Origin of the sequence: Paenibacillus nitricinens (assembly GCF_052056485.1) — a bacterium.
GTDB lineage: Bacteria > Bacillota > Bacilli > Paenibacillales > Paenibacillaceae > Paenibacillus_AQ > Paenibacillus_AQ nitricinens.
Genome location: NZ_CP183948.1, coordinates 2301058 through 2326894 on the forward strand (window position 1 = coordinate 2301058; position 25837 = coordinate 2326894).

At 46.4% G+C, this 25837-nt stretch carries 24 protein-coding genes; 23 read left to right on the forward strand and 1 reads right to left on the reverse strand.

What is annotated here, in order from left to right; genetic code table 11:
- The first annotated feature begins 45 nt into the window (after positions 1-45).
- From ACN6KS_RS09885 to ACN6KS_RS09985, 21 genes are all read left to right on the forward strand, one after another.
- Complete coding sequence (locus ACN6KS_RS09885) at positions 46-924, forward strand: carbohydrate ABC transporter permease (protein ID WP_094873395.1); 879 nt, start codon at positions 46-48, stop codon at positions 922-924.
- A gap of 62 nt (positions 925-986) precedes the next feature.
- On the forward strand, positions 987-2051 hold the full coding sequence (locus ACN6KS_RS09890) for a zinc-dependent alcohol dehydrogenase (protein WP_440961918.1): 1065 nt from the start codon (positions 987-989) through the stop codon (positions 2049-2051).
- Positions 2048-3913 carry a hypothetical protein gene (locus ACN6KS_RS09895; protein ID WP_094873393.1) on the forward strand — a complete coding sequence of 622 codons (1866 nt, stop codon included), beginning with the start codon at positions 2048-2050 and terminating at the stop codon, positions 3911-3913. The genes ACN6KS_RS09890 and ACN6KS_RS09895 overlap by 4 nt, the downstream gene beginning before the upstream one ends.
- Before the next feature lie 34 nt (positions 3914-3947).
- Entirely contained in the window at positions 3948-5015 is a 1068-nt protein-coding gene (locus tag ACN6KS_RS09900) for a glycosyltransferase family 4 protein (RefSeq protein WP_094873392.1), read from the forward strand.
- 47 nt (positions 5016-5062) lie between these two features.
- Positions 5063-5968: a Gfo/Idh/MocA family protein gene (locus ACN6KS_RS09905; RefSeq protein WP_094873390.1), complete on the forward strand. Its 906-nt coding sequence runs from the start codon at positions 5063-5065 to the stop codon at positions 5966-5968.
- 32 nt (positions 5969-6000) lie between these two features.
- Positions 6001-7002, forward strand: a complete 1002-nt coding sequence (locus tag ACN6KS_RS09910; protein WP_440961919.1) for a Gfo/Idh/MocA family protein — start codon at positions 6001-6003, stop codon at positions 7000-7002.
- Positions 6999-8003 carry a Gfo/Idh/MocA family protein gene (locus tag ACN6KS_RS09915; RefSeq protein WP_440961920.1) on the forward strand — a complete coding sequence of 335 codons (1005 nt, stop codon included), beginning with the start codon at positions 6999-7001 and terminating at the stop codon, positions 8001-8003. Before ACN6KS_RS09910 ends, ACN6KS_RS09915 begins: the two co-directional genes overlap by 4 nt.
- A gap of 40 nt (positions 8004-8043) precedes the next feature.
- Positions 8044-8700, forward strand: a complete 657-nt coding sequence (locus ACN6KS_RS09920; RefSeq protein WP_218832794.1) for an RraA family protein — start codon at positions 8044-8046, stop codon at positions 8698-8700.
- A 24-nt stretch (positions 8701-8724) separates the two neighbouring features.
- The gene (locus ACN6KS_RS09925; RefSeq protein WP_440961921.1) at positions 8725-9486 is read left to right on the forward strand and encodes an SDR family NAD(P)-dependent oxidoreductase; all 762 of its coding nucleotides are present in this window, start codon (positions 8725-8727) and stop codon (positions 9484-9486) included.
- A 21-nt stretch (positions 9487-9507) separates the two neighbouring features.
- On the forward strand, positions 9508-10398 hold the full coding sequence (locus ACN6KS_RS09930; protein ID WP_440961922.1) for an SMP-30/gluconolactonase/LRE family protein: 891 nt from the start codon (positions 9508-9510) through the stop codon (positions 10396-10398).
- A 17-nt stretch (positions 10399-10415) separates the two neighbouring features.
- The gene (locus tag ACN6KS_RS09935) at positions 10416-11192 is read left to right on the forward strand and encodes an SDR family NAD(P)-dependent oxidoreductase (RefSeq protein ID WP_440961923.1); all 777 of its coding nucleotides are present in this window, start codon (positions 10416-10418) and stop codon (positions 11190-11192) included.
- A gap of 20 nt (positions 11193-11212) precedes the next feature.
- Positions 11213-12112, forward strand: coding sequence for a fumarylacetoacetate hydrolase family protein (locus tag ACN6KS_RS09940; protein ID WP_440961924.1), 900 nt, complete (start codon positions 11213-11215; stop codon positions 12110-12112).
- A gap of 9 nt (positions 12113-12121) precedes the next feature.
- Positions 12122-12964 (forward strand): amidohydrolase family protein, encoded by an 843-nt coding sequence (locus tag ACN6KS_RS09945; RefSeq protein ID WP_440961925.1) that lies wholly within the window; start codon positions 12122-12124, stop codon positions 12962-12964.
- 49 nt (positions 12965-13013) lie between these two features.
- Complete coding sequence (locus tag ACN6KS_RS09950) at positions 13014-14783, forward strand: IlvD/Edd family dehydratase (protein ID WP_440961926.1); 1770 nt, start codon at positions 13014-13016, stop codon at positions 14781-14783.
- A 207-nt stretch (positions 14784-14990) separates the two neighbouring features.
- Positions 14991-15260, forward strand: coding sequence for a hypothetical protein (locus tag ACN6KS_RS09955; RefSeq protein WP_440961927.1), 270 nt, complete (start codon positions 14991-14993; stop codon positions 15258-15260).
- A 457-nt stretch (positions 15261-15717) separates the two neighbouring features.
- The gene (locus ACN6KS_RS09960) at positions 15718-16734 is read left to right on the forward strand and encodes an NAD-dependent epimerase/dehydratase family protein (protein WP_094873376.1); all 1017 of its coding nucleotides are present in this window, start codon (positions 15718-15720) and stop codon (positions 16732-16734) included.
- On the forward strand, positions 16734-17804 hold the full coding sequence (locus ACN6KS_RS09965) for a dihydrodipicolinate synthase family protein (protein WP_094873374.1): 1071 nt from the start codon (positions 16734-16736) through the stop codon (positions 17802-17804). The genes ACN6KS_RS09960 and ACN6KS_RS09965 overlap by 1 nt, the downstream gene beginning before the upstream one ends.
- A 126-nt stretch (positions 17805-17930) precedes the next feature.
- The gene (locus tag ACN6KS_RS09970) at positions 17931-19112 is read left to right on the forward strand and encodes a MalY/PatB family protein (RefSeq protein WP_094873372.1); all 1182 of its coding nucleotides are present in this window, start codon (positions 17931-17933) and stop codon (positions 19110-19112) included.
- Between the two features lie 117 nt (positions 19113-19229).
- Positions 19230-19538 (forward strand): hypothetical protein, encoded by a 309-nt coding sequence (locus tag ACN6KS_RS09975; protein ID WP_094873370.1) that lies wholly within the window; start codon positions 19230-19232, stop codon positions 19536-19538.
- Between the two features lie 42 nt (positions 19539-19580).
- The gene (locus ACN6KS_RS09980) at positions 19581-20531 is read left to right on the forward strand and encodes a nucleoside hydrolase (protein ID WP_440961928.1); all 951 of its coding nucleotides are present in this window, start codon (positions 19581-19583) and stop codon (positions 20529-20531) included.
- Positions 20532-20689: 158 nt separating this feature from the next.
- The gene (locus tag ACN6KS_RS09985) at positions 20690-21943 is read left to right on the forward strand and encodes a stalk domain-containing protein (protein ID WP_440961929.1); all 1254 of its coding nucleotides are present in this window, start codon (positions 20690-20692) and stop codon (positions 21941-21943) included.
- A 467-nt stretch (positions 21944-22410) separates the two neighbouring features.
- On the opposite strand, the gene ACN6KS_RS09990 is transcribed toward ACN6KS_RS09985, so the two are convergent.
- Positions 22411-22959, reverse strand: a complete 549-nt coding sequence (locus ACN6KS_RS09990; protein WP_280786922.1) for a hypothetical protein — start codon at positions 22957-22959, stop codon at positions 22411-22413.
- Positions 22960-23684: 725 nt separating this feature from the next.
- Between ACN6KS_RS09990 and ACN6KS_RS09995 the strand changes: the two genes are divergently transcribed.
- Positions 23685-24632: a radical SAM protein gene (locus ACN6KS_RS09995; RefSeq protein WP_440961930.1), complete on the forward strand. Its 948-nt coding sequence runs from the start codon at positions 23685-23687 to the stop codon at positions 24630-24632.
- A gap of 175 nt (positions 24633-24807) precedes the next feature.
- Positions 24808-25833, forward strand: a complete 1026-nt coding sequence (locus tag ACN6KS_RS10000; RefSeq protein ID WP_440961931.1) for a bile acid:sodium symporter family protein — start codon at positions 24808-24810, stop codon at positions 25831-25833.
- The last annotated feature ends 4 nt before the right edge of the window (positions 25834-25837 follow it).

Sequence of the window (25837 nt, forward strand, 5' to 3'; positions counted from 1 at the left end):
AGATTCAAAGTAGTATTGCTAACAAAACTTTTAGGAGGGTAGACAATGGTTGTGAAACGCAGTATAGGCGAAATCATTTTCGACAGCTGCAATGTGCTGTTTCTAATCTTGTGTTCTTTCCTGTTCTTGTACCCGATGTGGTACGTGCTGGTCTCCTCATTCAGCGATGCACATGCAATTGCTGCGGGGAAGGTAAGCTTCTTTCCAATTGGCTTTAATCTGGATGCTTACAAGCTGGTATTTGAGGACACGCGGGTATGGACGGCTTACGGAAATACCTTCTTTTATGTCATTGTCGGTACGTTGATTAATCTGGTGCTAACTACACTTGGTGCTTATCCTCTGTCCAGAAAGAATCTGGAGGGGAGAAATATCATTATGGCTTTCATCGTGTTCACGATGTTTTTCAGTGGGGGTCTAATTCCGGCGTATCTGAATGTCCGTGAGCTTGGCTTGTATGATACACGGTGGGCGCTGCTGTTGCCTGGTGCGGTTAGTGCCTTTAATTTGATCGTAATGCGGACGTTCTTTCAATCTATCCCTGATAGTTTGATAGAGTCTGCCAAAATAGACGGCGCCCATGATTTCAGAATTCTGCTGCGGATCGTGCTTCCGCTCTCCATGCCGGTTCTGGCGGTTATGACCCTCTTCTATGCGGTAGGCCACTGGAATAGCTGGTTCTCGGCCATGATTTATTTACAGGACCGGAATTTGTTCCCGCTTCAATTGATTTTGAGGGAAATTCTGATTCAATCCTCTGCGCAAAATATGCTGGCCGGCGTTACACAAGATGAGGTGTTTCGGATCAGTGAATCTATTAAATTCGCTACGATTATCATTGCTACCGTGCCGATTTTGATGATCTATCCATTTTTGCAAAAATATTTTGTAAAAGGTGTAATGATCGGTGCGCTGAAGGAGTAACAGCCCTAGAGAAGATATTTTATGACAGAAACGTTTCTGAAGCAGTCGGGAGGAGAAGACATATGAAGGCAGTAATATCTCAGGAAGGACAGATTCGCATGTCGGATGTTCTGACACCAGTCATTGAAGATGGATTTGTTCTAGTCCAGACTGAATATTCGGCGATTAGCCCCGGAACGGAAATGATGATGAATGGTCTGCACCGTACGCAACAAATTGTGCTTGGATACAGTGCAGCGGGTGTAATCCGAACGCGTGGAAAAGGAATGGAGCACTGGCCTGAGGGTCTTCGGGTAGCCTGTTACGGCGGACCTTATGCAAAGCATGCAGAATGGCTGCTAATGCCTCAGCATCTGATGGTGTCCATTCCTGACCATGTTAGTTCGGAGGAAGCATCGACAGTAGGGCTTGGAGCCATTGCAGTACATGCGGTAAGGCAGGTAGCTCCGCAGTTTGGGGAGACGCTTGTGTTGATCGGTGCCGGAATTCTTGGGCAGTTGATTGCTCAGATTGCTAAGGCGGCAGGATGCCGTGTGATCGTCTATGATTTGCTTGTAGAGCGCTGTGAGATGGCTGAGCGCCTTGGAATTAGACATATCGCTACCAGTCCAGAGAAGGTTAAGGAACATCTTGCTAACCTGACGGAGGGCATGGGAGCAGATGCAGTCATTGTATGCGCCGGCGGTAAAACCGGAGACCTTATTGATCAATCGTTAGAATGGGTACGGGATCGCGGCAAGGTACTGTTAGTTGGAGATGTTAAGCCGGATTTCTCCCGTGATCTGATGTTCGGAAAGGAAGCCCAAGTGCTGATTTCTAGAGCCGGAGGTCCCGGACGATATGATCCGATCTATGAGCGGAGGGGGATTGACTATCCTTACGGCTACGTGCGGTGGACAGAAGGGCGTAATATGGCTGAATATATTCGCTTAATCTCTGAAGGGGATATTCAGGTGAAGCCGTTGATTAGCGCGATATTCCCGGTCGAGCGTTGTGAAGAAGCCTTTCGGCGTTATGCAGAGGACCCCGTGGATCTGTTGGGAGCGGTCTTAGCTTATCCTGCAGCAGTCTCTGGATGTGAAGCGAAGGTTAAGGAGCAGCTGACGAAAGAAGGCGGGAGCAGATGAAGGCGCTGCGGATCGGTGAGCCACTAAACGGTCTGGCGGTTTGGGCTTCGGCTTATGGAACATGGCAAGGAGCAGACCGGATTTACGCTGTTTCTTCCGGAAGTCCATGTATCTTATTTGTACTGGATCCCAGTGGTGAACAGGCTGCGGAACGATATGCGCTGGAAGGCTCAGATCATTGCTGGGGTGTAGTCTTAACGGTAAGTGGAGTGTATATCGGAGGAAGCGGCATCTTGTATAGATACACCCATGAGGCTGGTGTGGAGAACCTGGGTGAGATGATTTCCGGTGAATTCTATACGTGGCGGTTGGCAACAGATCAGCAAGGTAGGATCTATGGGGGATGTTATCCTGGAGGGAAAGTGTTCCAGTATGACCCAGCGACAGGAGTGTTTAGGGATTACGGTGCTATGGTAGCTGGAGAACAGTATGCACGTTCTATGGAAGCGTGGAACGGTAAGCTCTATGTGGGAGTTGGTACACAAACCCCGCATATTGTTGTACTGGATACGGATACGGGAGGACGCTCGGAAATTGGGTTGCCAGATGAATGTCAAGGTGAGCAGTTAGTTTATGACTTGAATATCATTCATGACAAGCTTTTTGTTCGAATTACACCTTCTGCACGGTTGTACATTTATGATCTGGAACTGCAGGAGTGGGGCGACACTTTGGATCATGTGAGTGGACTTAGTGTTTCGCCGCCGGATGAGCTGGGAAATGTGTATTTCATTAAAGATGACTATTTGCAGCGATATGATATCCAGACTGGAAGTTTATTCGTTACCTCATTAGTCATGCAGGAGCCAGCAGGAGATTATGGCTGGCTGAATAACCATCCTCTAAATCTGAAAGCGCGCTGTTTAACTGGTGTGCATAGGGATGGGAGTTGCTGGATTTACGATCCGGCGACTGATCGACATATGGTTATGGACTTCGAGCTGCAGGGTCAATCGGTCCATTTGCAGTCCATGACCTACGGACCTGATGATGCTCTCTATCTCGGAGGATATTTCGCAGGTGGGCTGGCCAGATTCGATCTGATAGCCGATGAGATCACTTCTTATCGGGGGATAGGTCAGACGGAAGGGATGCTCGCTGGAAGGGGTTGTCTATATCTAGGCGTTTATCCGCGAGCGAATATTTTTAAGTACGATCCGAACAAAGTTTGGAAGCCGGGTGAGAATCCAGAACTACTGTTTTCCCTACAGGAAGAGGAGCAAGACCGGCCTTTTGCTTGGGCTTGGGCAGGTGAAGAGCTGGTCATTGGTACGGTTCCTTCTTATGGCCGGCATGGAGGAGCTCTGACGCTGTACCATCCTGTAAGTGGTGCGCGTGAGGTGTTCAAAAACCTTTTGCCGCAGCAAAGTGTAGTGTCCTTGGCAAGTAGCGATGAGCTGTTGTTCGCTGGAGGGTCTGTGTGGGGTGGGCTCGGGATTGCTCCACAGCGAGCGGATGCATCTCTAATGATTTGGGATATAGAGAAGCGCTGTAAAGTATGGGAAGGTGTACCAGTGCAAGGGGAAAGGGCTATTTCTGCTTTGGTTTTAGATGATGTAGGGCATCTATGGGGGTTGACCGCAGGGCTGTTATTTCGTTTCGATCCACAACAGAAGCAAACTGTAAAGACTTACACATTGTTTCCGATGAACTGGAAGGCAGTGACTCATTTTTGGCGTAGTGGTAATGAACTGCTTTATAAGGAAGGCATGCTTTACGGTGTGTCGATGAATCACTTATTTAAGTTCGATGTGCTGAGTGAGGAACTTGAGGAGCTTAATGACGATGCGCGGCTGCTGACGATGGACCATAAGGGCGGTCTATATTTTGCAAGAACTACAGAATTGTACCGGATGCGCTAGTAAGGTCTGCACGAGCCTTGGCGAAGGGTGAGGGATGATGAGAATCTTATATTTTTATAAATTCTGTATTCTGGGTGGGGTAACTACTCAACTTGCGAATCGACTTAAATTTTTGCGGCATCACTCGGAAGTGCATTTTGCCTTTCTTGAGGATTACGGCGGGGCGAGCGCTTTTGAAGGATATGAGCTTGTCCGAATTCTGGGGACGGTTGAAGAAATTAAGAGCTACATTGAAGCTTATGATTTCGATGTCATAATAACGATTGATACTTACGAACTGTATGAAGCGCTTGGGCCTGTACAAGAGGGAAAGGTGATTATTCATGAGGTACATACCACCTATTCCGAACCCCTGCAGAAGTTGGCCGCAACAAAAGATAGTCTGCCTTTTCACTATGTGATCACTCCCTCTGCTTACATGAAGGATTATTTGGACAATATCGGCATAGCGGGCGCTTATCATATTAATAATTGCCTGGACATCGATTTGTTCCGATATGAAGCGGAGATGGAGCAGGAGCCTGCGAAGATTTTGTGGGTAGGTAAGCTGGATGATCACAAGAATTGGTCGTCCTATTTGAACATTGCTGGCAGGCTGAATGCCAGAATGCCAGAGCTGCAATTTATGCTGGTTGGGGGATATACTGCTGCCGAAGAGATCAAGAAACAGCTAATGGTAAAGGTAGAACTGATGGGGATTAAACATTTTAAGTGGATTCCCAAAGTGAATTACGAAGAGATGCACAGCTATTATTCATCGGTTGCACAAAGTGGCGGGTTATATGTAAGTACGACAATCAATGAGTCTTTTGGGATGACTGTACTGGAGGCGATGGCTTGCAGATGTCCGGTAGTGGTTCCGAGGGTAGGGGCGTTGCCGGAATTATTGGAAGGTCCGTTAAGTGCCTCCCTATACGAATCAGGCAATGAAGCGGAGTGTGTGGACAGATTAAGCGCACTGCTGGAGCAGAACAGCCTGAGGGAAAGCTTGAAGTCATTGGGAGAACAGAAGGCCAGAACCACTTACAGTATAGAGCAAGTAGGGAAAGATTACATGGCATTGCTTGAGCGTTTTAGAGAAGAACGTTTAATTTCTAAATAAGTGGATCACTCCATGGGTCTGTCAACCGAATAAGAGGTGTTGTTGAAATGGAAGAGCTGCAGATCGGTATGGTAGGAATGGACACTTCACATAGCAGGATTTTCGCGGTGCTGCTTAATGATGAATCCAATCCATTGTATATTCCGGGTGGCAGACTACACTACGGTTATCCGGGGGGTTCTCCTGATTTCGAGCTAAGCTATTCACGTGTGAGACCGATTAGCAGTGAATTGCAGGAGCGTTATGGCGTTGAACTGCTCGATTCTATAGAAGAAGTTGCGGAGAGATCCCATGCGATTCTATTGACTTCTGTAGATGGGAGATTGCACAAGGAACAATTTGCGGTACTGGCTCCTTACGGTAAGCCGGTATTCATTGACAAGCCGTTAGCGGTTACTACTGAAGATGCGAGGGTGATTGTGGAGTTAGCGGAGAGGTATGGAACGCCATTTTTCTCCAGCTCTATGCTACGTTTCGGTGGACCGCTAGCATCCCTCTTAGAGGATGAAAGTGCAGGTGCTATCCTTGGAGCGGATTGCACAGGACCGTTAGATTTCCAGCCGACACAACCAGGGTTGTTCTGGTATGGCATTCACACTGCCGAGATGTTATATGCAGCACTTGGAGAAGGCTGTCATTCCGTTCGTGCCGTCAGTAACGATGCGCAAGAATGGGTAGTTGGCCAGTGGAAGGACGGGCGAATGGGGACGATCCGCGGAAACCGTACAGGTGGCTCTGATTTCTATATCGTATTGCACCGAGAACGGAGCAGTATCGGAATTAACGCACTCGGAGCAAATTACAACACAGGACATCAGCAATTACTGAAGAAATTTATAGCTATGACGCGAGGGGAATCTCCACCGGTACGACCTTCTCTAACACTGGAGTTGATTCGTTTCCTTGAAGCGGCCAACGAAAGTCGGGTAAGCGGTGCTGATGTTCTTCTGTAAAGGAAAGCTCAATCTGAGGGGAGTGTAGTGTATTGATTAGGACAGCCGTAATCGGATGTGGTGGCATGGGAACGGTTCATGCGGATCGTTACAAGTCCATGCCCGAAGCTGAGCTTGTCGCTGTTTGTGACATCGTTGAAAAAATCGCTGAGGTGCTAGGGAATTTAGTAGGCGTCAGCTATTTTACATCCGTACAAGAGATGCTGGAGCAAGTGAAGCCAGAGGTGGTTAGTATTGCTGTGCCGACCTATTTACATGTATCACTGGTACGAATTGCAGCTGACCATGGCGCGCATGTAATCTGTGAGAAGCCGCTCGCACTCACTTCGCAGGAAGCGGAAGAAGCGATTCGCTATTGCAACGAGCGTGGAGTGCGTTTATTTGTGGGCCATGTTGTCCGATTCTTTCCTTCTTACAGACAGCTTGCGGAGGGGATACAACAGCTCGGCAGTGAGCAAGGCGGAATATACCATGCTAAACGGGCGGGTTCGCATCCCGGAAACGTGCAAGCATGGTTTCGAGACCCTCTCCTTAGTGGGGGTGTCATTATGGATTTAATGATTCATGATATTGATTACATCCGTGGAACCTTTGGTGAAGCGCGTGAAGTATATGCGTTCCAGCACCAGTCGGAAGATATAAATTATGCCTCAGCCACTTTCCGTTTTAAGAATGGAACCATTGCCCAGCTTGAAGCATTTTGGGGTTATCCCGGTTCGTTCCATTCCTCTTTTGAATATGCGGATGCGGAAGGCATCATCTCAGGCGGGACCGGTGATGGTGAAAGTCTGCATATTCGCAAGTTAATTACGACGGGCACTACATCGGGATTTGTGGAGACGCCTTCGAGTGTGCTGCTGAAGGATCCATATTATGAGGAACTGGAACATTTTCTAGGCTGCCTGACAAGTGGGGGAAAGCCGATAGTAACGGCTCAGGATGCTCTGGAAGCTGTACGCTGGGCTGAAGCTGCTCAGCAATCGGCGATGACCCATCAACCCGTGAAGCTTGAAGTGAAGGGGAATATTTCATGAGCCGTTTGAATATTGGTATGATCAGTTTCGCGCATGCCCATGCTTTTGACTATTTGACAAGTTTATTGTCCATGTCTGAAGTGACGGTCGGTGGAATTGCTGATGAGGTGCCGGAGCGCACACAGGCGCTCGCAGAACGTCATTCGATTCCCTATTATTCTGACTACAAGGAACTTCTGGCTGATGCGAAGATAGATGCCGTAATTATTTGCTCGGAAAATGTCTATCATGCGGAGCTAACCATCGCTTCGGCCCAAGCGGGCAAACATGTACTATGCGAGAAGCCTCTAGGTCTGTCTGTGGAAGAAATGCAACGGATGATTTCAGTCTGCTCTGAAGAGGGAGTACAGCTTATGACAGCCTTTCCTTGCCGCTACCTGACCCCGGTTGTGCGGGCTAAAGAAGCGCTAGATCGTGGTGATATTGGTGAAATCATTGCTTTTAAAGGAACGAATCGGGGTTCTTTTCCGGGACCCAAATGGTTCTCTGAGGAAGCCCTATCGGGGGGCGGTGCTGTGTTTGATCACACCGTACATGTGATGGATCTGATGAACTGGTTCTCTGGTTCTTCTGTAGAACAGGTGTATGCTTATGCGGATACTTTGTTTGATCCAGAGCGCAAGCGGACCATCGATGATGCTGGAATGGTGCATGTAACTTTTGAGAACGGTGTGTTCGGAGTACTTGATCCGAGCTGGTCACGCAATCCTGGCTTCCCGACATGGGGAGATGTAACCTTAGAAATCATCGGCACAAAAGGTGTCATTTCCATTGATGCTTTCAACCAAAAAAACAATGTATACGGAAGAGCATCTGGTAAAGGGAGCTGGTCCTTCTGGGGGGATGACATGAATGAACTGATGCTCAAGGCTTTTGTAGAGGCGCTTCGAGATGGGGTGGAGGTGCCGATCTCGGGATTAGATGGGCTCCGATCTACAGAGGTCGCACTTTCCGCTTATCAATCTGTTCATGCAGGCCAACCGATCCACTTAAATAAATGAGAAACTGTAAGCAGAAAACTTTGATGAGGGTGGTACCGCTATGAAGGATCAGAAATTGTTCGACAGTATGTGTGAGAAGCTCTACGCTGCGGTCATCTCTGATACGTTGGATCAATTGGGCTATCGTAATCAGGTGATGCGTGAAAATATTAACCCGATAGATCCTAAATGGATCGTCGCCGGAAGAGCAAAGACCATTTTGTCTGTGGATATTCATCATTTGCCGGATGATCCTTACACGAAGGAGATTGAGGCGGTAGACAGTGTTAAGCCCGGAGAGATTGTTATCGGTTGTACGAATGAATCGCGGCAGAACGGTCTGTGGGGTGAGTTATTGTCTACGGCTTCCAAAATGAGAGGCGGCCGCGGAGCCATTGTAGATGGACTAATCCGTGATACTGCCAAAATTCTGGAACTTGGTTTTCCTGTCTTTGCTACCGGGACCAAACCTGTTGATTCTCAAGGGCGTGGAATTGTTATCGACTATGATATTCCGGTGCTATGCGGTGGCGTAATGGTCCATCCCGGAGATGTAATTTTTGGTGATCGTGATGGTATTGTCGTGATTCCGGGCGCCATCATCGATGAAGTGTTTCAATTGGCTATGGATAAGGTGACTCGCGAGAATCATACACGGGATGAACTGCTCGAAGGATATACCTTGCGGCAGGTCTACGATAAATACGGGGTGCTCTGATCAAGAATTGAGGGAGTGATAAACATGAGGCTGGCTGGCAAAAGAGCGCTGGTCACAGGTGCAGCAAGAGGAATTGGACTGGGAATTGCCCTTCGATTTCTGGAAGAGGGTGCTCAGGTTGTCTTGTTGGACCGTAGGGAAGAGGAGCTTCTTACTGCGCTGGAAATCTTAAAGGCATATGGGGAAAAAGCTGCAGTGGAGGTGTGTGATCTTCGCGATGTGGCACAGCTGGAACAATCCATTGCCCGAGCCTTCGAAAGGTTTGGTGGTATAGATATTGTTGTGAACAACGCCGGCATCGCCTTTCGTGAACACTTTCTCGATATCTCGGCAGAGCACTGGAATGCAGTATTTGATATCAATGTAAAGGCTGTTTTTTTAATTGGTCAGCTTGCGGCAAGGCAAATGATTTCTCAGGGTGGCGGAGGCGTCATTATTAATATGAGCTCCAAAAATGGTCTGGCGGCAAGCTCTGAGCTCGCGCATTACAATGCTTCTAAGGCTGCTGTTATACTGCTAACCGAATCTATGGCAGTGGAGCTGGCGGCTTATGGAATCCGGGTAAACGCAGTAGCACCGGGATTTGTGGATACACCCCTTGACCGCAAGCTGCGTGAGGCTTCTAAGCTTCCGGCGTGTTCGGAACATACACCGATGAAACGGGTGGGAACCATACGAGAGGCTGCTAATGTATTTCTTTTTCTGGCATCTGATGAAGCCTCCTATGTGACAGGAGAAACCATTCGTGTGGATGGTGGCCATTTGGCTAATGGTAGTGAGCTGTAAATCGAAGAAGGGGTGAATGTTTTGGAAATTACAGAATTTCAGGCAGAATTGATGATTGATGCTCAGGCTGAGCTTGGTGAAGGTCCGCATTGGGATGCTGAATCCAATCAGTTGTATTGGGTCGATATAACGGGTAGGAAGCTTAGAATATACGACCAGAGGACTGGTGGTGAAGTCGTTCGCTCTTTTGAACAAATGGTCAGTGCAGTTATACCTACGACAACAGGAGGAATTCTATTGGCTATGGAAGATGGGGTCTATCTCTCTCAACCTGAAGGATCTCCGGTCCTGCTGACTTCAATAGAAGCGGATCTTCCACATAACAGAGCAAATGATGCGAAATGCGACCGACAAGGCAGACTGTGGGTAGGAACGATGAGTATGGACGATGAGCCGAAAGCTGGTGGCTTCTATGTCGTGGATTCGGGTGGCTTCACTCGCCAAGTGTTATCTGGCATCGGCTGCTCGAACGGAATGGCTTGGGATTATTCACGCAGCAAGATGTATTACATTGATACACCGACAAGGCAGGTGGATATCTTTGATTACGAAGAAGAATCTGGAAGGATAAGTAACCGAAGATTAGCGTTCCGAATCCCTACAACGACTGGCTATCCGGACGGAATGACCATAGATAGTGAAGGCATGCTTTGGGTCGCCCATTGGGGCGGCGGCTGTGTATCACGATGGAATCCGGAGTCGGGCGAGCAGCTTGGACTCATTCGAGTTCCAGCACCGCTGGTGACCTCGTGTACTTTTGGAGGCAGTGATCTAACGGAACTCTATATTACAACTGCAAGAATAGGGATGCACGAGAAAGAGTTACGTGATTATCCGTTTGCAGGCGGTTTGTTTATGGCTAAGCCGGGGGTGACTGGCTTGTTGCCGGGAAACTTTCAGGCTAAGAAGTAGGAAGAGGAGGTTAAGCGATGCGACTTAAAGATAAGATCGTCATAATAACCGGAGCTGGCTCGGGAATTGGAAAAAGCACGGCTGCTTTATTCGCTTCAGAAGGAGCGACAGTAATCATTGCCGATGTCCATAAGGATTCAGGAAAAGCCGCTGTCACTGAAATAGAGGCGACGGGTGGAAATGCGGTGTTCATACCCTGTGATGTAACCGATGCTAGCAGTACTACCGTGATGGCTGATCAAGTCGTTAATACTTTTGGGCGTATCGATGTGCTTTTTAATAATGCAGGAATCAGTGGCGTGGGGTGCGGTACGGTACATGAGGTTTCCGAGGAAGTATGGGAGAGGGTCATGCGGGTTAATGTGACGGGTGTGTTCTTAACCTGCAAGGCTGTCCTCCCTTATATGATGAAGACCAAGAAGGGTTCTATCATTAATATGTCCTCTGGCATCGCCGAAATCGGAGTCGCAGAGCGGGCTTCTTACAGCGCTTCTAAGGGAGCTGTTCTATCTTTAACGAAAGCGATGCAGGTTGATTATGCACCTTACGGCATTCGTGTAAATGCGCTGTTGCCGGGTACGATTATGACACCGTTTGTAGAAGGTTATTTGAAGACTTCTCTGGATCCAGAGGCTTCGGTTGCGGCCATTAAGCGTAGACAGCTTGGCGGTGAGCTTGGTAAACCTGAGGATGTGGCAAGAGCGGCACTTTTTCTCGCTTCCGATGAATCCGAATTTGTAATGGGTTCGCCGCTATATGTGGATGGTGGCCTTGTCTTCGGCAAAAAAACATAGAGTGAAGGAGAGTTGAATAGATGAAGCTAATGACCTTTTTGCAAAAAGAGAATGATCATATGGGCGTTCTAACCGCCCGTGGTGTGGTGGATATTGAGGCGGCACAGGCTGCATTATCCATTCGGGCCGAGGTTCCAGTAACGGTTAGGCAATTACTTGATGGTGGGGAGGATGCATTTCACCAACTGAGAACTTTTGTCGATGAGCTACCTATCCGAGAAGGGAATCCATCCTGGTTGAAGCAGGAAGAGGAATTGACCTTCGGTCCTTGTGTGACTGATCCAGGCAAAATCATCTGTATCGGTCTCAATTACCGCCGACATGCAGAAGAGACGGGAATGGCCATTCCCGAATTTCCCATTCTGTTCAATAAATTTAACAATACACTAACCGGACATGGCTCTGAGGTTCCACTTCCGAAGACCAGCCACAAGGTGGACTACGAGGCAGAGCTTGGTATTGTCATTGGCCGAACCGCGAAATATGTAGCTGAGGAAGAGGCATTGGATTATGTCCTCGGGTATTGTACAGCTAATGATTTGTCGGCGCGAGATTTACAGATGCGGACGAGTCAATGGCTAGCGGGAAAGTCTTGCGATAAATTTTCACCCATTGGCCCTTACTTAGTCACTACGGATGAAGTAGGCGATCCCAATCAGCTCGATATTCAGTGCACAGTGAATGGTGAACTACGTCAGAACTCCAACACTTCGGACATGATTTTTAATTGCAAACAGATTGTCAGCTATGTATCCCAGTGTATGACGCTTTCGCCGGGGGATATTATCTTGACTGGAACACCAGAAGGCGTAGTGATGGGCTACGCTCCAGAGAATCAGTTCTATTTGCAAGCTGGTGATGTGGTCACGGTGCAGATTGAGAAGCTTGGTGCCGTTACAAATACGATGGTTAGCGAATAGGAGGGCGTAATGATGATCTTCGATTGTCATACCCATTTGTTTGGACCGGGAATGGTCTCAGGACCTACGGATGAGGCGATCAAACGGGCTTGGGGAACGGATATGAATATCGAAGCAACCCCCGAGCAGCATCATAATAATTTAGAAGGATTCTCTGGTGCTATTGTACTGGCCATGGCAGCGCATGCAACGGGACTGGTTGTGCCGAATGCTTATGTCGCAGATTACTGTCGCACGGATCCAGATCGGTTATTCGGTTTTGCAAGTGTAGATCCCAATCATCTGGATTGTGTTGCTGAATTTGAGACGGCGATCCGTGAGATGGGATTAAAAGGGTTGAAGCTTGCGCCTATCTATCAGAATTTTTATCCTGATGATCCCAAGCATTATGCCCTCTATGCCAAAGCAGAACAGCTTGATGTACCTATTCTATGGCATCAAGGAACCTCTTTTGTACCGGAGGGTTATCTGGATGCTTCTAGACCAGCGATGCTGGACCCGATTGCTCGAACTTTTCCGAAGCTGAAGATGATTGTAGCGCATATGGGTCATCCCTGGATTGATGAATGTATTTCATTGGTACGCAAGCATCCTAATCTGTATATGGATGTGTCTGCGTTAGGAAGTAGACCTTGGCAATTCTACAATGCACTGGTATCTGCTATGGAATATGGGGTGCAAGACAAACTATTGTTTGGATCAGATTATCCGTTCTTTGGGACGCAGAAGATGCTAGATGCTCTATACCATATCAATGATCTAGTGGAGGGAACGAAGCTTCCGCGAGTATCGGAGGAGTTTATTGAAAACATCATAAATCGTCTAACACCGCAAATTCTTGGTTTTATCTGAAGCATTTATGCTTGTTCTATAAGCGAGGTTGTTAAAAGGAGATGGGGTCATGACGGAGTGCTGGGACAGCGAGGAGAGTGTGGCTGAATCAGGCGGTAAGTTGAAGAGTGAGGCTTATTTTCAGGAAAAAGATCTGTGGGGATTTATCCATCGTTCCTTCACTAAGTCTATGGGCTACACCGAAGAAGATCTCCGCAAGCCCGTAATCGGCATTTGCAACACGTTTAGTGAGCTAAATAAATGCCATTCCCATTTTAATGAACTGGTGGATTATGTGAAGCGTGGTGTTTGGCAGGCAGGAGGCGTACCGATGGAATTCCCGACGATTTCGATCGGTGAACCTTATGTGAAGCCAACAACGATGCTGCTGCGTAATTTGATGGCGATGGATACGGAAGAAATGATGAAGGGGCATCCCATTGACGGGGTAGTACTGCTTGGGGGTTGCGATAAAACAGTACCCGCTCAGCTGATGGCAGCCGCTAGCGCCAATATTCCAGCCATTGTGCTGACAGGTGGCCCTATGCTAAATGGCAGATTGGGCGGGCGTAGTCTTGGAGCGTGCACGGATTGTTACGGCTTTACGCTGGAGCATAAAGCCGGAAATATAGGTGACGAAGAGCTGGCTGTTGCAGAGAATGCAATTTGCCGTAGTGACGGTCACTGCATGGTGATGGGCACAGCCAGCACGATGGCCTCGATCGCTGAAGCGATCGGCATGGCGTTACCGGGCTGTGCGGCTATCCCGGCGCCGGACAGCAGACGCAGGCATATGTCTGAGCGAACGGGCAAGCAGATCGTAGAGCTGGTTCGCCAGGGCATTCGTCCCCGCGACATCATGACTGCAGCGGCGATCGAAAATGCGATCACAGTTACGATGGCGAGCGGCGGATCGACGAACGCTATCATCCATCTTATAGCGATCTCCCAGCGGCTGGGGATGAAGCTGCCTTTAGAGACATTTGACCGGATCAGTAGCCAGACCCCGTTTATCTTGAACCTGCGTCCTTCGGGCAAATATCAGATGGAGGAGTATTTCGAGGCAGGTGGTGTACCCGCGCTGATGAAGGAGCTGGAGCCGCTGCTGCATGGGGATTGTTTGACTGTAACTGGCAGAACGGTTACAGAAAATCTGGTTCAGGCGGCAATACTTGACGGAGATGTGATTCGTACCTTGGAGGAGCCGCTGGACAGCCAAGGTGGAATTGCTGTGTTGCGCGGGAATCTGGCACCGGATGGGGCGCTGATCAAGCAAACTGCTGTATCCGCTTATCTCAAAAAGCATATCGGACGCGCTGTAGTGTTCGAGAGCCCGGCCGATCTAAATGAGCGGATCGATGATCCTAATCTGGTCGTGGATGAGAACAGTGTGCTAGTGCTTAAAAACGCAGGTCCGAAGGGTGCTCCAGCGATGCCGGAGATCGGGCAAATCCCGATTCCACAAAAGCTGCTGAAGCAGGGCATACGCGACATGGTCCGCATCTCTGACGCGCGGATTAGCGGTACTTCCTATGGCGCATTGATTGTACATGCGGCGCCGGAAGCTGCTGTCGGTGGTACGCTGGCGCTTGTACAGGATGGCGACGAAATTGAGCTGGATATTTCCGCGAGGCGCTTGGAGCTGAAGGTGTCGGATGCAGAATTGGCACGACGTAGGGTCTCATGGCAAGCACCCAAGCCGCACTATGACAGAGGGTATGGCTTGCTGTTTCATGAGCGTGTGCTTCAGGCGAATCTTGGTTGTGACTTTGACTTTCTTCTCCCTGTTGAGCTTAGAGAAGAGTTGCTGAGCGCGATAGAATCGGTGCACATCAAATAATAGCCGAGACTGAAATAATCTAATGCTTGTAAGATGAAATAGCTGCACTTTATACAACTACAGTTATATCGTAATCGTCTCATTTGGACTTTAACTGCACTTCATACAGTTAAATCTTATCAAATCGCTGCTTGTAGGCTCATTTTGGATTTTTAATTGCAGATAGTACAACTAAATTGCCATCTACGGGAACAGGAGTTGATATAAGTGTACGAAATACACTTATATCGCACGAATTGTACGAATTGTACGAATTGTACGAATCGCACGTATCGCACGGATCGCAAGTGTCGCGCATGTCGCAAATATCACGAATCGTACGTATTTGCGACTCCGGAAGCGGCTATCGGAGGAATTGCGACCTTGTGCAGGATGGCGATGAAATTGAGTTGGACTTCCGCGAGGCGCTTAGGGCTGAAGGTGTTGGAAGAGAATGAGGCCAAACGTCGGATTACAAGGCAAGCGCCTAAGCTATAAAACGACAAGAGTTAGTATGAGTTTACTAGATTGTCTGACTGAACTGAGCTTGGTTTATTGCTTTGATTGATTTGAATGAGATGATTGCTTTGCTTTGAGTGATTGCATTTTATGCAATAGATTCTGCTCTAGAGAGGCTGGATTTTGATTCTATTGCACTTTGTGCAATGAAATTTCAGATAATCACCACTAAACGAGCTTATAGCAGGAATCTGATGTATGAAGTGCAATAGATTCTTTTTTTAGCAATGAATTTGGAAATTCTATTGTACATTCTGCAACCAGAGAGTTAGTTTTCGATTGTAGTTAGCTTGGTTTCCGATCACAGCAAGCTAGTTTCTAATCTCAGATAGCCCGGCTTTCAATTATAACTAGCAACGTGTCCGATTACACCAAGCTATGAGGTCTTTTGTGGTAAAAGCAACAAACTTGAGTCAATGGAGAGGAGAGTTCAATGATGCGAACCGTTCAAGAGTTGGAGAAGCGCTTGGCAAGTCCATCGGCAGCACTGATTGAGGAACTGAGCCAGCTTGATGGGGATATTATGCTGCTAGGCGTGGGGGGCAAGATGGGCCCCAGTCTCGCAAGGCTAGCGGTGAATGCAATTCGCCAAGCGGGGCTAGACAAGAAAGTTATCGGCGTTTCCCGCTTCTCGAATAAGGAGCTGAGTCGAGAGCTTGAAGAGACCGGGGTCGAGATTATCTCCACCGATTTGTCTGACGATAAGGCGCTGCAGGCACTCCCTGAAACTCAAAATATTCTCTATATGGCCGGGAATAAATTTGGCACGACAGGGAATGAGCATTTTACTTGGATGATGAATGCCTATCTGCCGGGACGCGTAGCGGAAAGATTCCCTAATTCACGAATGGTTGTATTCTCGACAGGCAACGTGTACCCTTTTACTCCGGTCAACCAAGGAGGCGCAACGGAAAGAACTTCTCCGAACGCGAACGGTGAGTATGGGCAATCTTGTCTGGGGCGTGAGCGTATTTTTGAACATTTCTCTCATAAAAATGGAACGCCGATGTTCATTTATCGGCTGAATTACGCCATTGATCTGCGGTATGGTGTGTTGCAGGAGCTGGCTCGGTCGGTGAAGGAAGGTATTCCCATTGATATCACAATGGGTCATGCCAATGTGATCTGGCAAGGGGATGCGAATGAAATCGCATTGCGAGCACTGCTACGTTGCAGTTCGCCGCCTAATGTCATGAACATTACCGGGCCTGAGACATTGTCCCTGCGCTGGGCAGCGAATGAATTCGGTCGAAAGTTGGGGGTTGAGCCGATCTTTACAGGAGAAGAAGCATCAACTGCGCTCCTAAGTAACGCGGCAAAAGCCGCCGCCACCTTCGGCTACCCGAAGGTATCGCTGGCCGAAATGATCGACTGGATTGGCGATTGGGTAGGACAAGGCGGAGAAACCTGGAATAAACCGACGCATTTTCAGGAGCGGGAGGGCAAATATTAATGACACTGACAAGAGTACCTTTGACTTCGGAATTACATGCCGCGCTTCATGATGGGTTGGCTATTCCCGCGCATCCGCTCGCCTTAACTAAAGAACGTAAGTTAGATGAACGACGCCAGCGGGCACTTACACGCTATTATCTTGCTTCCGGAGCTGGAGGGATCGCGGTTGCAGTACATTCCACTCAATTCGAGATCAGGAATCCAGAAGTAGGGCTGCTGGAACCTGTGTTACGTCTAGCTGCGGAAGAGGTGGAACTTGCCCTGCTAAATCGGCCATTCATGAAAGTAGCCGGTATATGCGGTGGGACGGAGCAGGCTGTTCTTGAAGCGCGCCTTGCTGCAAGTTTTGGTTACGAAGCAGGACTGCTTAGCATGGGGGGCCTGCAAGACTTAAACGAGGACGAATTATTGGAACGAACACGCAGAGTGGCGGATTTGATTCCGGTATTTGGTTTCTACCTTCAGCCATCGGTGGGAGGACGGATTTTAAGCTTTGATTTTTGGAAGGCATTCGCTGAAATTGAAGGCGTAATCGCCATCAAAATGGCACCGTTTAATCGTTATCAGACGCTGGATGTAGTCAGAGCCGTGCTTGAATCCAGCCGCCGTGAAGAAATTGCTCTTTACACAGGAAATGACGATAATATTATCAGCGATCTGCTCACGACCTTCCGATTTATGGTGAACGGCAAGCCCGTTGAGAAAAAAATAGTCGGCGGTCTACTCGGTCACTGGGCAGTTTGGACGAGCAAAGCAGTACAGCTGTTTAATGAGATTAAAAAGGTTAGAAGTGAACCCTCGTTGGCAACCAATTGGTTGACGCTTGGGGCTGAAGTGACGGATAGCAATGCGGCGATATTTGATCCCGCGCATCATTTTCATGGCTGTATCCCGGGTATTCATGAGGTGCTTCGCCAACAAGGATTGCTTGAAGGCTTATGGTGTCTAAATTCGGAGGAACGATTATCTCCGGGGCAATTGGAGGAAATCAACAGAGTGCGCAGAGACTATCCCCATCTGGTGGATGATGGATTCGTGGCATCGCATTTGGATGAGTGGCTGCAATAACATGAAGTTGTATAAGAGTTAAAGAGGGCGTACTTTCGACAAGTGCGTTCTTTCTTATCCAGAGTGCGATATCCTCCGCCTCATGATACAATAAGGGACAAGTTTATAAGGATGAGGTGACTTTAATTGAAGTATGATTTCGATCGCGTAATTGACCGCCGTAATACACGTTCTTACAAGTGGGACCAGTCCGAGAAGTTGTTTGGTGAGAAGGATATAATGCCACTTTGGGTGGCAGACATGGATTTTGAAAGTCCTCCTGCAGTGAAGGAAGCGATTCTGCGCCGCGCAGAACAAGGGGTTTACGGATACAGTGTACCTAGTGACTCTTATAAAGAAGCTATCACCTCGTGGTTCAGAAGACGGCATGATTGGGAAATTAAACCGGAATGGATTTCGGATTCTCCAGGAATCGTAACCTCCTTAAGTTTTTCTGTAGAGCTGTTTACTGAGCCAGGGGACGAGGTTATTTTACAGTCGCCAGTCTATTATCCCTTCTATGATGTCATCCAAATGAATGATCGCAAGGTCGCCAAGAATCCGCTTGTTATTCGTAATGGACGCTTCGAGATGGATTATGAGCAATTGGAAGGGCTGATGCAAGGTGGAGCCAAGCTGCTGCTTTTATGCAGTCCGCATAATCCGGGTGGTAGAGTATGGGAAAGAGAAGAGCTGCTGAAGCTTGGTGAGCTCTGTCTGCGTTATGGAGTGACCGTAATCTCTGATGAGATTCATTGTGATTTGGCGCTTCCAGGTTATGAGCATATCCCTTTTGCATCCTTATCTGAGGAAATTGCGAATATTACACTGACCACACTTGCTGCGACCAAAACCTTCAATCTACCGGGGTTACAATCTTCTTTTATCGTGTCTTCCAATCCGGAATTAAAGCTTAAATTTGATCGAAAAATGAAAGCCTTGAGTTTACATATGGCTAGCTTCTTCGCCCAAGGTGCAGTAGAAGCTGCTTATAATGATGGTGAAGAATGGTTGGATGAGCTTTTAGAGTACGTGTCAGGCAATGTGGACTATGCGATTAGCTATCTGTCAGAGCATTTGCCACAGGTCCAAGTGATGCATCCGCAAGGCACATACCTCCTATGGGTTGACTGTCGCGGTCTGAATCTGGATATTGATGGACTTAAACAGCTAATGTACAAAGAGGCTAAAGTTGCTTTTAATGAAGGCTCTGTCTTTGGAACTGAGGGACAAGGTCATCTGCGGATCAATCTAGCTTGTCCTAGATCTACTCTAGTTGAAGCGTTAGAACGCTTTTGCCAGGCAGCTGTAGCTTATACTGCGAAATAAAAGGTATTCCTGAAGCTTGATGATTCCTTCTAAGGGGATCGTCGAGCTTCTTTATTTTGCAAAAAGGTAAAAAGAATAATAAAATGGAGTCCATTACGTCAAGCAGGAGGACTTCAAATGAAATGGGTAGCTCAGCTTCCGTACTATAAGATACAGCGAGAAATTAAGGATGGAGAACAACGAAGTATTACATGCAATCGCTTTATGTATTTGTACAAAGATAGAGTTGTGACTCGTCATCGTGAATTTCCAATAAAAGATATTTTAGATATGTCCTATCGCTCAATGGGAGGTTCAGAGGGGATGTTCTATCTGTACACGAGTAAAGGTGTATATACTTATTTGGTAGAGTGTGATCCTGAAAGCTTTATTCATACTTTTAAAAAACAGCAAAGGAATAAAATTGAGCGTACTGGTAGGCCATGATATGATAATCCATACGACATTACAGGGTGGGAGAGAAAATAAATGAGCAAAACACGAATTATTATTGATGCAGACACAGGTATTGATGACGCACTGGCAATTCTATATGCCTTACGTGCTCCAAATGTCATTGTAGAAGGAATTACAACCGTTTTTGGGAATATTGATGTCGAAAAGGCGGCGGACAATTCTCTGCGACTGATTGAGCTTGCTAAGCCTGGGTATGAGATTCCTGTAGCCATCGGAGCATCCAAGGCACTCGTTCGTGAGCACTCAGGCTACGCCACTCATGTGCATGGTGAGAACGGTATTGGTAATGTGGAAATTGCTCCATCCAGCCAGCGTCCCATTAGCGAGACTGCGTCTGAGTTTATTGTTCGGATGGCTAATGAGAATCCCGGAGAAATTGTATTAGTTACACTGGCACATCTAACCAATCTTTCGATGGCGCTTGATTTGGACCCTGGTATTAGGAATACTTTGAAAAAAGTAGTGGTGATGGGCGGTACGATCTTTAATCCCGGCAATAGAACACCGGTTGCAGAAGCGAATATTGCTGGAGATCCGGAAGCTGCTGATCAAGTATTTACATCTGGACTTCCCGTTCTGATGGTGGGTTTAGACGTTACGCTTAAGACGCGGATTACCCAAGAGCATATCGATTTATTAAACCGTTTTGGACGTGAAGAGAATAAAGCGATCATTTCGTTTATGGAACAATCGCTCACTCATTATTTTAACTTCTATCGTGAAGCGAACTTTTTGATTAACAGTGCACCGCTGCATGATCCACTCGCGCTTATGGTTGCGCTGCAACCAGATCTAGTAACCTATAAAGAAATGAATGTTCGTGTGGAGCACAAGGGTGAGTTTACATCTGGAATGGTCGTAGCGGATTTGCGGGCTCTGCCAAAAGTGGGTAAGCCCATACAAGTTGCTGTGGATGTAGATGTTGAACGAGCGGTGGGTACCTTTTTGAGCGTGTTTATGTAATTTTGTCGACCTCTACTAATATGAAAAATAATTTCGAAGCTCATAAATGACAATCTATTAATTTTACAATTGGATAATCTTTGGTAAAATGGTAGAAGACATATAAAGAGTTAAAGAGATTACACTTCATATTATGGAAGATGGGAGACTTAACAGTCATGAACAAACGGATTGGTAAATTGGTCTTATGTCTGGCGATTTCGCTAGGCGGCACCACGGCATTATTCCAAAACACTACACAAGCAGCACCCGCAGGTGGAGTTAGTATTGTGCTGGATGGTTATGCACTGCCGTTTCCAGTAGAGCCTGTTGTGATGAACGGAACCACGATGGTTCCATTCCGGGCGATATCAGAAGCGCTGGGGATCAACGTAGAGTGGAATCAAGCGCTTAAGAAAATTACCGCGACCAAGACGGATACAGCGGGTACTAAAGTGGTAACGTTGACCCTTGGCAGCAAAAATGCAGGCGTAAATGGCGAAGTGGTGAAGCTAGGGGTTGCCCCGCAAACGATCCGCAATAACACGATGATTCCGCTTAGCTTCTTCGGCCAGCAGTTTGGTGCGGGGGTAGCTTGGGATCAAGCGACGAAGACGGTATCCATCACTTCACCCAAGACGGATATGTACAAGCTGGGCTTCTATGCGCTTAGCTCATACAGCGAAATTTCCTTGCTTCCTAGCTTTGATGCTGTAGCTTTTGGTTGGAGCGGGATTGATAAAAGCGGACAATTCACCACGACAGGCACTGACTTTAGATGGCCTCAAGCGGCTGGGGATGTAACTCCAGAGTCTATTATCTCAAATGCAGCAGCAGGGGGCACAGCGCCTTATCTGATGGTCTTTTCTGGTGATACTGCATCCGAGCTGACGAAGAACCTGGAAGATAAAGTGCTTCAAGAGCAGACGATTACAGGAATCGTTGATCTGGCTACACAAAAGGGATTCCAAGGCATCACGCTGGATCTTGAGGGATTGGGTCTCACAGGAGATAAAGCTAAGGTTCAAGCAGATTATAATGCGTTTGTGAAGAATCTGTCTCAAAAAGCACATGCAGCAGGTCTTAAGCTCACGGTTATCCTTCATCCATTAAACAGCTCTTATAAAGGTTATGATTACAAGACGCTAGGCAGCCTCGCAGACGATTTGGTCATTATGGCTTATGATTATTTGCAGGAGAAAAAAATGCCAGAGCCGATGAGTTTAGTTGATGAAGGTATCCGGCTTGCGCTTCAGCAAGTGAGCAAGGATAAGCTGATTCTCGGTATTTCCGTTTATAGTGAGAATGAAACTTCAGTAAATTCCAAGGTTGGACTTGCCAAACGTTATGGTCTTAAAGGAATTGCAATCTGGCGTGTGGGCTTGATTGGACAGCCTGTCTGGAATGAGATGGGTAAGTCGGTGGAATTGTAGGCGGGATTATGATACGTTATCAAAAGAAAAGGGCTGCCATTTGGCAGCCTTTTTTTCTTAAAAGGAAAAATATTATATGCTTGCGCATTAAATTATCCTTATCTTTCTCACATAAAGCTAGTATGGAATAGATCTATTAAAGTATAGGGAAATCCTCCCTATAAATTCTGCATTTTAGGGTTGTACAGGTGGAGTATAGGGAATTTCTCCCTATATTTCAGCGGATATCATCGTTTTTTAGAAAATTCCCCGTATTATAGGGAGAAATTCCGCATAACTGGGTAATTGTGAAGAAATCATCCTGAAAATAGGGAGTTTTTTCCTATAAATCTCCCTTGCCATCTTCCATCACAATTTCATTGACTGGGTGCAGGAGGTAGGGGAGTTTGGGATATGAAATCTAAAATGGATCGGAATTTATAAATTTTACGGCATAAATGATCTTTCTCTTACGAAGGGGGATATGCCTATTCATACGTACCATTCTCGATGGACTCGATAGTAGTGAATATCCGCGAGTAGGCATCTTTAATGTTGGGGTCATTTATTTTGTCGTTGTAAAGCCCATATTCCCAAGATCTATATTTTTCACCATTATGAAAATATCCTGTGGCATACATATTATTATTAAAGTCTTTTAAAGAAGAGTGCTCATATGATACGTCTTCAAGAACAAATGGCATAAATGACTTGGTAGACTGTATAAAGAAAAAAGGAATCCCTGCATGAGTATATACTTTAACATACTTATTGTCGTCCGCTTCTTGCAGATGCTCCTTCATAATAACTACGGCATCATAATCAGATGCAAGTTCATCGTAATCTTCTAACTCCTCAAAAGAAATACTTGTGAAGTGGATATGTTCTTCTCTTATTTTAGGGACCTCGCCAACAACACCTATAAATAAGCTTTTCCCTGAGTACAGCGGTGTATCAACAGTATCAGCATTAGATGTACAGCCTGTAACAAATATGAATATTAGGATAATGAGTGCGTTTAGGATGATTTTCCTCATCTTTTGGCTCCTTTCAAGAGTTCTGCATGAGTTGTGTTTACTTACAATAAAGTATTATACTGGAAATTAATGGTTCAGACCAGTAAATGAGTCATGGACTTCGAAAGAAGCCTGATTCAGAGGAGGGTTATGTTGCGGTTGTTTTTGTCCTCATTATATTTGGAGTAGCCTTGTTTTTACCCCGTCAGATTAGGAAGTCTGGTTTAATTATAGTATCTTCAATAACTGTACTTCTGCTATTATCCTTCGCTATTCGCCCCTACTGGATTGATTATCAAGTATCCCGAAAAACAGAACAGCTCAATCACTAAATCCTTATCATTTACAAGTTAGATTTAAAAACGAAGAAGGTTGGATTTATGTTTATACAGTCGTAAATGAGAAGAAAATTCACCAGAGTGTGTGGATACCATCAGGTGGCAACTCTTTCGAAGAAGGAAAGCATTACGAAAAATGAGATCAGCTAAGTAGTGATGAAGGGAAGTTTGGAACTGTAGAAGCGATAGCGACCGCCCGAAAGCTTTCCGTAGGAAAGCTCACTTCGTAAGCATGGGCTGTCTCCGGAAGTCTAAACATTCCGGAGTTACGACTGAAGCTGCTGACCTGGATTTCTCAAACACATTTCGACTGTTATAAACCTCACATTAACCTAATCCATAAACCTTTATAATCTCTAAGATTGAGCCCTTGAATCAAATCATTATTTTTCAGGAGGACTTTAAAGTATGAGATATAAAGCATTGGAATTAGACAAACCGCTTACTTATGAGCTGGAAGGCTTAGAAATAGGAGTTACCTCGAACTGTAATTTCCGCTGCGATTATTGTTGTGCGTATAATAGAAATGATGGACAAAGCATCAATTCTAAAGAGGTTATCCGAATTCTTGAAGAGCTTCCTGATCTGAAAAGAGTACGCTTGTCAGGTGGCGAGGTCACATTAAAGTTCGATGACTGTGTGGAGATTGTAAACTACTGCTCATCCAGAGGGATTCAGACACAGCTGAATTCGAACGGCAGTCTTTTAAATGCTGAAAGGATTGATCAATTGGTCGCGGCAGGATTAACGACGATACATATTTCCTTCAATTTTACTACTGCGGACGCCTTCTCTCGTTATTATAATATTCATCCAAGCATCTATGAGAAAATTAGAGAGAACATTACTATGTTCGCGGCATCTAGTGTAGATACGGTGCTGGAGACGCTGTTGTTCAGCGAAACTCAGGATAACATGAAGGAAATCAGCGATCATGTCTACGCGATGGGTGTTAGAACACATGAGATTCAGAACAGTATTATCATGGATCATACAGGCTGGAAGTCTATAGCTGCCCGCGAACAATTAAAGAATGCTGTGAGTGAACTGATCGCTATGAAGAAAGAGGATACGATTTTGTATTTCACTTGCATGGACCGTTTTATGGATATGCTTGGGTTCGAGGAGCAAAAGGGCGTTTATTTTCCACATTGCATAGAGGGCAAGAAACAGCTTCATCTACATGGAAATGGGGACATCCTGATCTCTGAATTATGTCATCCCGTTATTATTGGCAACATTTACCAGGGAACCTCACTGAAGGACTTATACAGTAACATGCCAGCGCCTTTGGCTCAGTTTCTGGATAAACTGCCATGTCCAGCACTGGATGCATTGTTTCCGCAAGGGGTTTAAATCGTTAAGCATTTCTATAAAATTACTACTTGGAGCCAATTTAAAGAATTGGTTCCTTTTTTGTGTAGTAGATTAATGGAAAGTCCTGTATGATTTCTGTAAGCTTATAGAGACTGATACAACATAAATTTGCGGATAAGGAATGTATGACATCCATACATAAGGTGTGCGACACATGCTTACGAATATAAAAAATGGACTCATCAAATCCAATGTTGTACTCGAAAAAATCATGCCATTATTAACCCCTACTGCCATCGTCGTTGGCGTGCTTAATGAAAGCAGACTGCTACCATTCACAGGTCTCGTCCCTTGGATATTCGCTTTTATGACATTAATCGGAAGCTTGAAATCCAATCTCAAAGATCTGCTGGGCGTACTGCTGAAACCACAGAAGCTGATCGTGTTGATGATTATTCTTCATATCGTGATGCCGCTCATTGGCTGGCTCGTTGCAAGTGCTGTTTTTCCGGGAGATCCTTACACAGTGACTGGATTTGTACTGTTGTTTGCGATCCCAACGGGTGTCGTTAGCGTGGTGTGGGTATCCATATACGGCGGGAATATTGCATTAACTTTGGCAATTATTCTGATCGATACGCTCTTGTCACCGATTGTCGTTCCGGGTACCTTGTATTTGCTCATGGGAGCAAGTGTGGAGATTCAACTTGGGGAAATGATGAAAGGGCTCCTATGGATGGTTGTCATTCCTTCAGTGGTCGGGATGCTTCTGAATCAATGGACAAAAGGTAAGGTGAATACGGTATGTGGACCTCCGCTTTCCCCATTTGTAAAGGTTGGGTTGTTCATGGTCGTTTCTATTAATGGTGCCAGCATTGCCCGTTATCTGAAACACCCGGATAGTAAATTGGCAATTATTATTGGCGTAACCTTCTTAACGGTGGTTCTTGGATATGTAATCGGAGCATTAGTATCACGCCGTTTCCGTTTTAGCTATGAAGATTCTGTGGCTGTGCAATTTAATTCCGGCATGCGTAATTTAAGCGCGGGAGCTGTGCTCGCAGTAAAATATTTCCCTCCGGCTGTCGCGCTCCCCGTAATTTCAGGAATGTTATTTCAGCAAATTCTCGCTGCGATGTCTGGTCTATTTTTACGTAGCAAAACTAAACGCCCCTTAACAGATGGTGCAATCACGCAAGTTACCCCGGCGTCCCAGTCAGAACCACCTATTTCATCATAGAGTT

Excerpts from the sequence above, each read along its gene's own strand:
- ACN6KS_RS09975 (WP_094873370.1), top strand. The coding sequence starts at position 19,230 with ATGAAATGGGTAGCTCAGCTTCCGTACTATAAGATACAGCGAGAAATT.
- ACN6KS_RS09900 (WP_094873392.1), top strand. The coding sequence starts at position 3,948 with ATGATGAGAATCTTATATTTTTATAAATTCTGTATTCTGGGTGGGGTA.
- ACN6KS_RS09965 (WP_094873374.1), top strand. The coding sequence starts at position 16,734 with ATGACACTGACAAGAGTACCTTTGACTTCGGAATTACATGCCGCGCTT.
- ACN6KS_RS09950 (WP_440961926.1), top strand. The coding sequence starts at position 13,014 with ATGACGGAGTGCTGGGACAGCGAGGAGAGTGTGGCTGAATCAGGCGGT.
- ACN6KS_RS09985 (WP_440961929.1), top strand. The coding sequence starts at position 20,690 with ATGAACAAACGGATTGGTAAATTGGTCTTATGTCTGGCGATTTCGCTA.
- ACN6KS_RS09895 (WP_094873393.1), top strand. The coding sequence starts at position 2,048 with ATGAAGGCGCTGCGGATCGGTGAGCCACTAAACGGTCTGGCGGTTTGG.
- ACN6KS_RS09890 (WP_440961918.1), top strand. The coding sequence starts at position 987 with ATGAAGGCAGTAATATCTCAGGAAGGACAGATTCGCATGTCGGATGTT.
- ACN6KS_RS09915 (WP_440961920.1), top strand. The coding sequence starts at position 6,999 with ATGAGCCGTTTGAATATTGGTATGATCAGTTTCGCGCATGCCCATGCT.
- ACN6KS_RS09980 (WP_440961928.1), top strand. The coding sequence starts at position 19,581 with ATGAGCAAAACACGAATTATTATTGATGCAGACACAGGTATTGATGAC.
- ACN6KS_RS09885 (WP_094873395.1), top strand. The coding sequence starts at position 46 with ATGGTTGTGAAACGCAGTATAGGCGAAATCATTTTCGACAGCTGCAAT.
- ACN6KS_RS09940 (WP_440961924.1), top strand. The coding sequence starts at position 11,213 with ATGAAGCTAATGACCTTTTTGCAAAAAGAGAATGATCATATGGGCGTT.
- ACN6KS_RS09990 (WP_280786922.1), bottom strand. The coding sequence starts at position 22,959 with ATGAGGAAAATCATCCTAAACGCACTCATTATCCTAATATTCATATTT.
- ACN6KS_RS09995 (WP_440961930.1), top strand. The coding sequence starts at position 23,685 with ATGAGATATAAAGCATTGGAATTAGACAAACCGCTTACTTATGAGCTG.
- ACN6KS_RS09920 (WP_218832794.1), top strand. The coding sequence starts at position 8,044 with ATGAAGGATCAGAAATTGTTCGACAGTATGTGTGAGAAGCTCTACGCT.
- ACN6KS_RS09905 (WP_094873390.1), top strand. The coding sequence starts at position 5,063 with ATGGAAGAGCTGCAGATCGGTATGGTAGGAATGGACACTTCACATAGC.
- ACN6KS_RS10000 (WP_440961931.1), top strand. The coding sequence starts at position 24,808 with ATGCTTACGAATATAAAAAATGGACTCATCAAATCCAATGTTGTACTC.
- ACN6KS_RS09925 (WP_440961921.1), top strand. The coding sequence starts at position 8,725 with ATGAGGCTGGCTGGCAAAAGAGCGCTGGTCACAGGTGCAGCAAGAGGA.
- ACN6KS_RS09960 (WP_094873376.1), top strand. The coding sequence starts at position 15,718 with ATGCGAACCGTTCAAGAGTTGGAGAAGCGCTTGGCAAGTCCATCGGCA.
- ACN6KS_RS09945 (WP_440961925.1), top strand. The coding sequence starts at position 12,122 with ATGATGATCTTCGATTGTCATACCCATTTGTTTGGACCGGGAATGGTC.
- ACN6KS_RS09935 (WP_440961923.1), top strand. The coding sequence starts at position 10,416 with ATGCGACTTAAAGATAAGATCGTCATAATAACCGGAGCTGGCTCGGGA.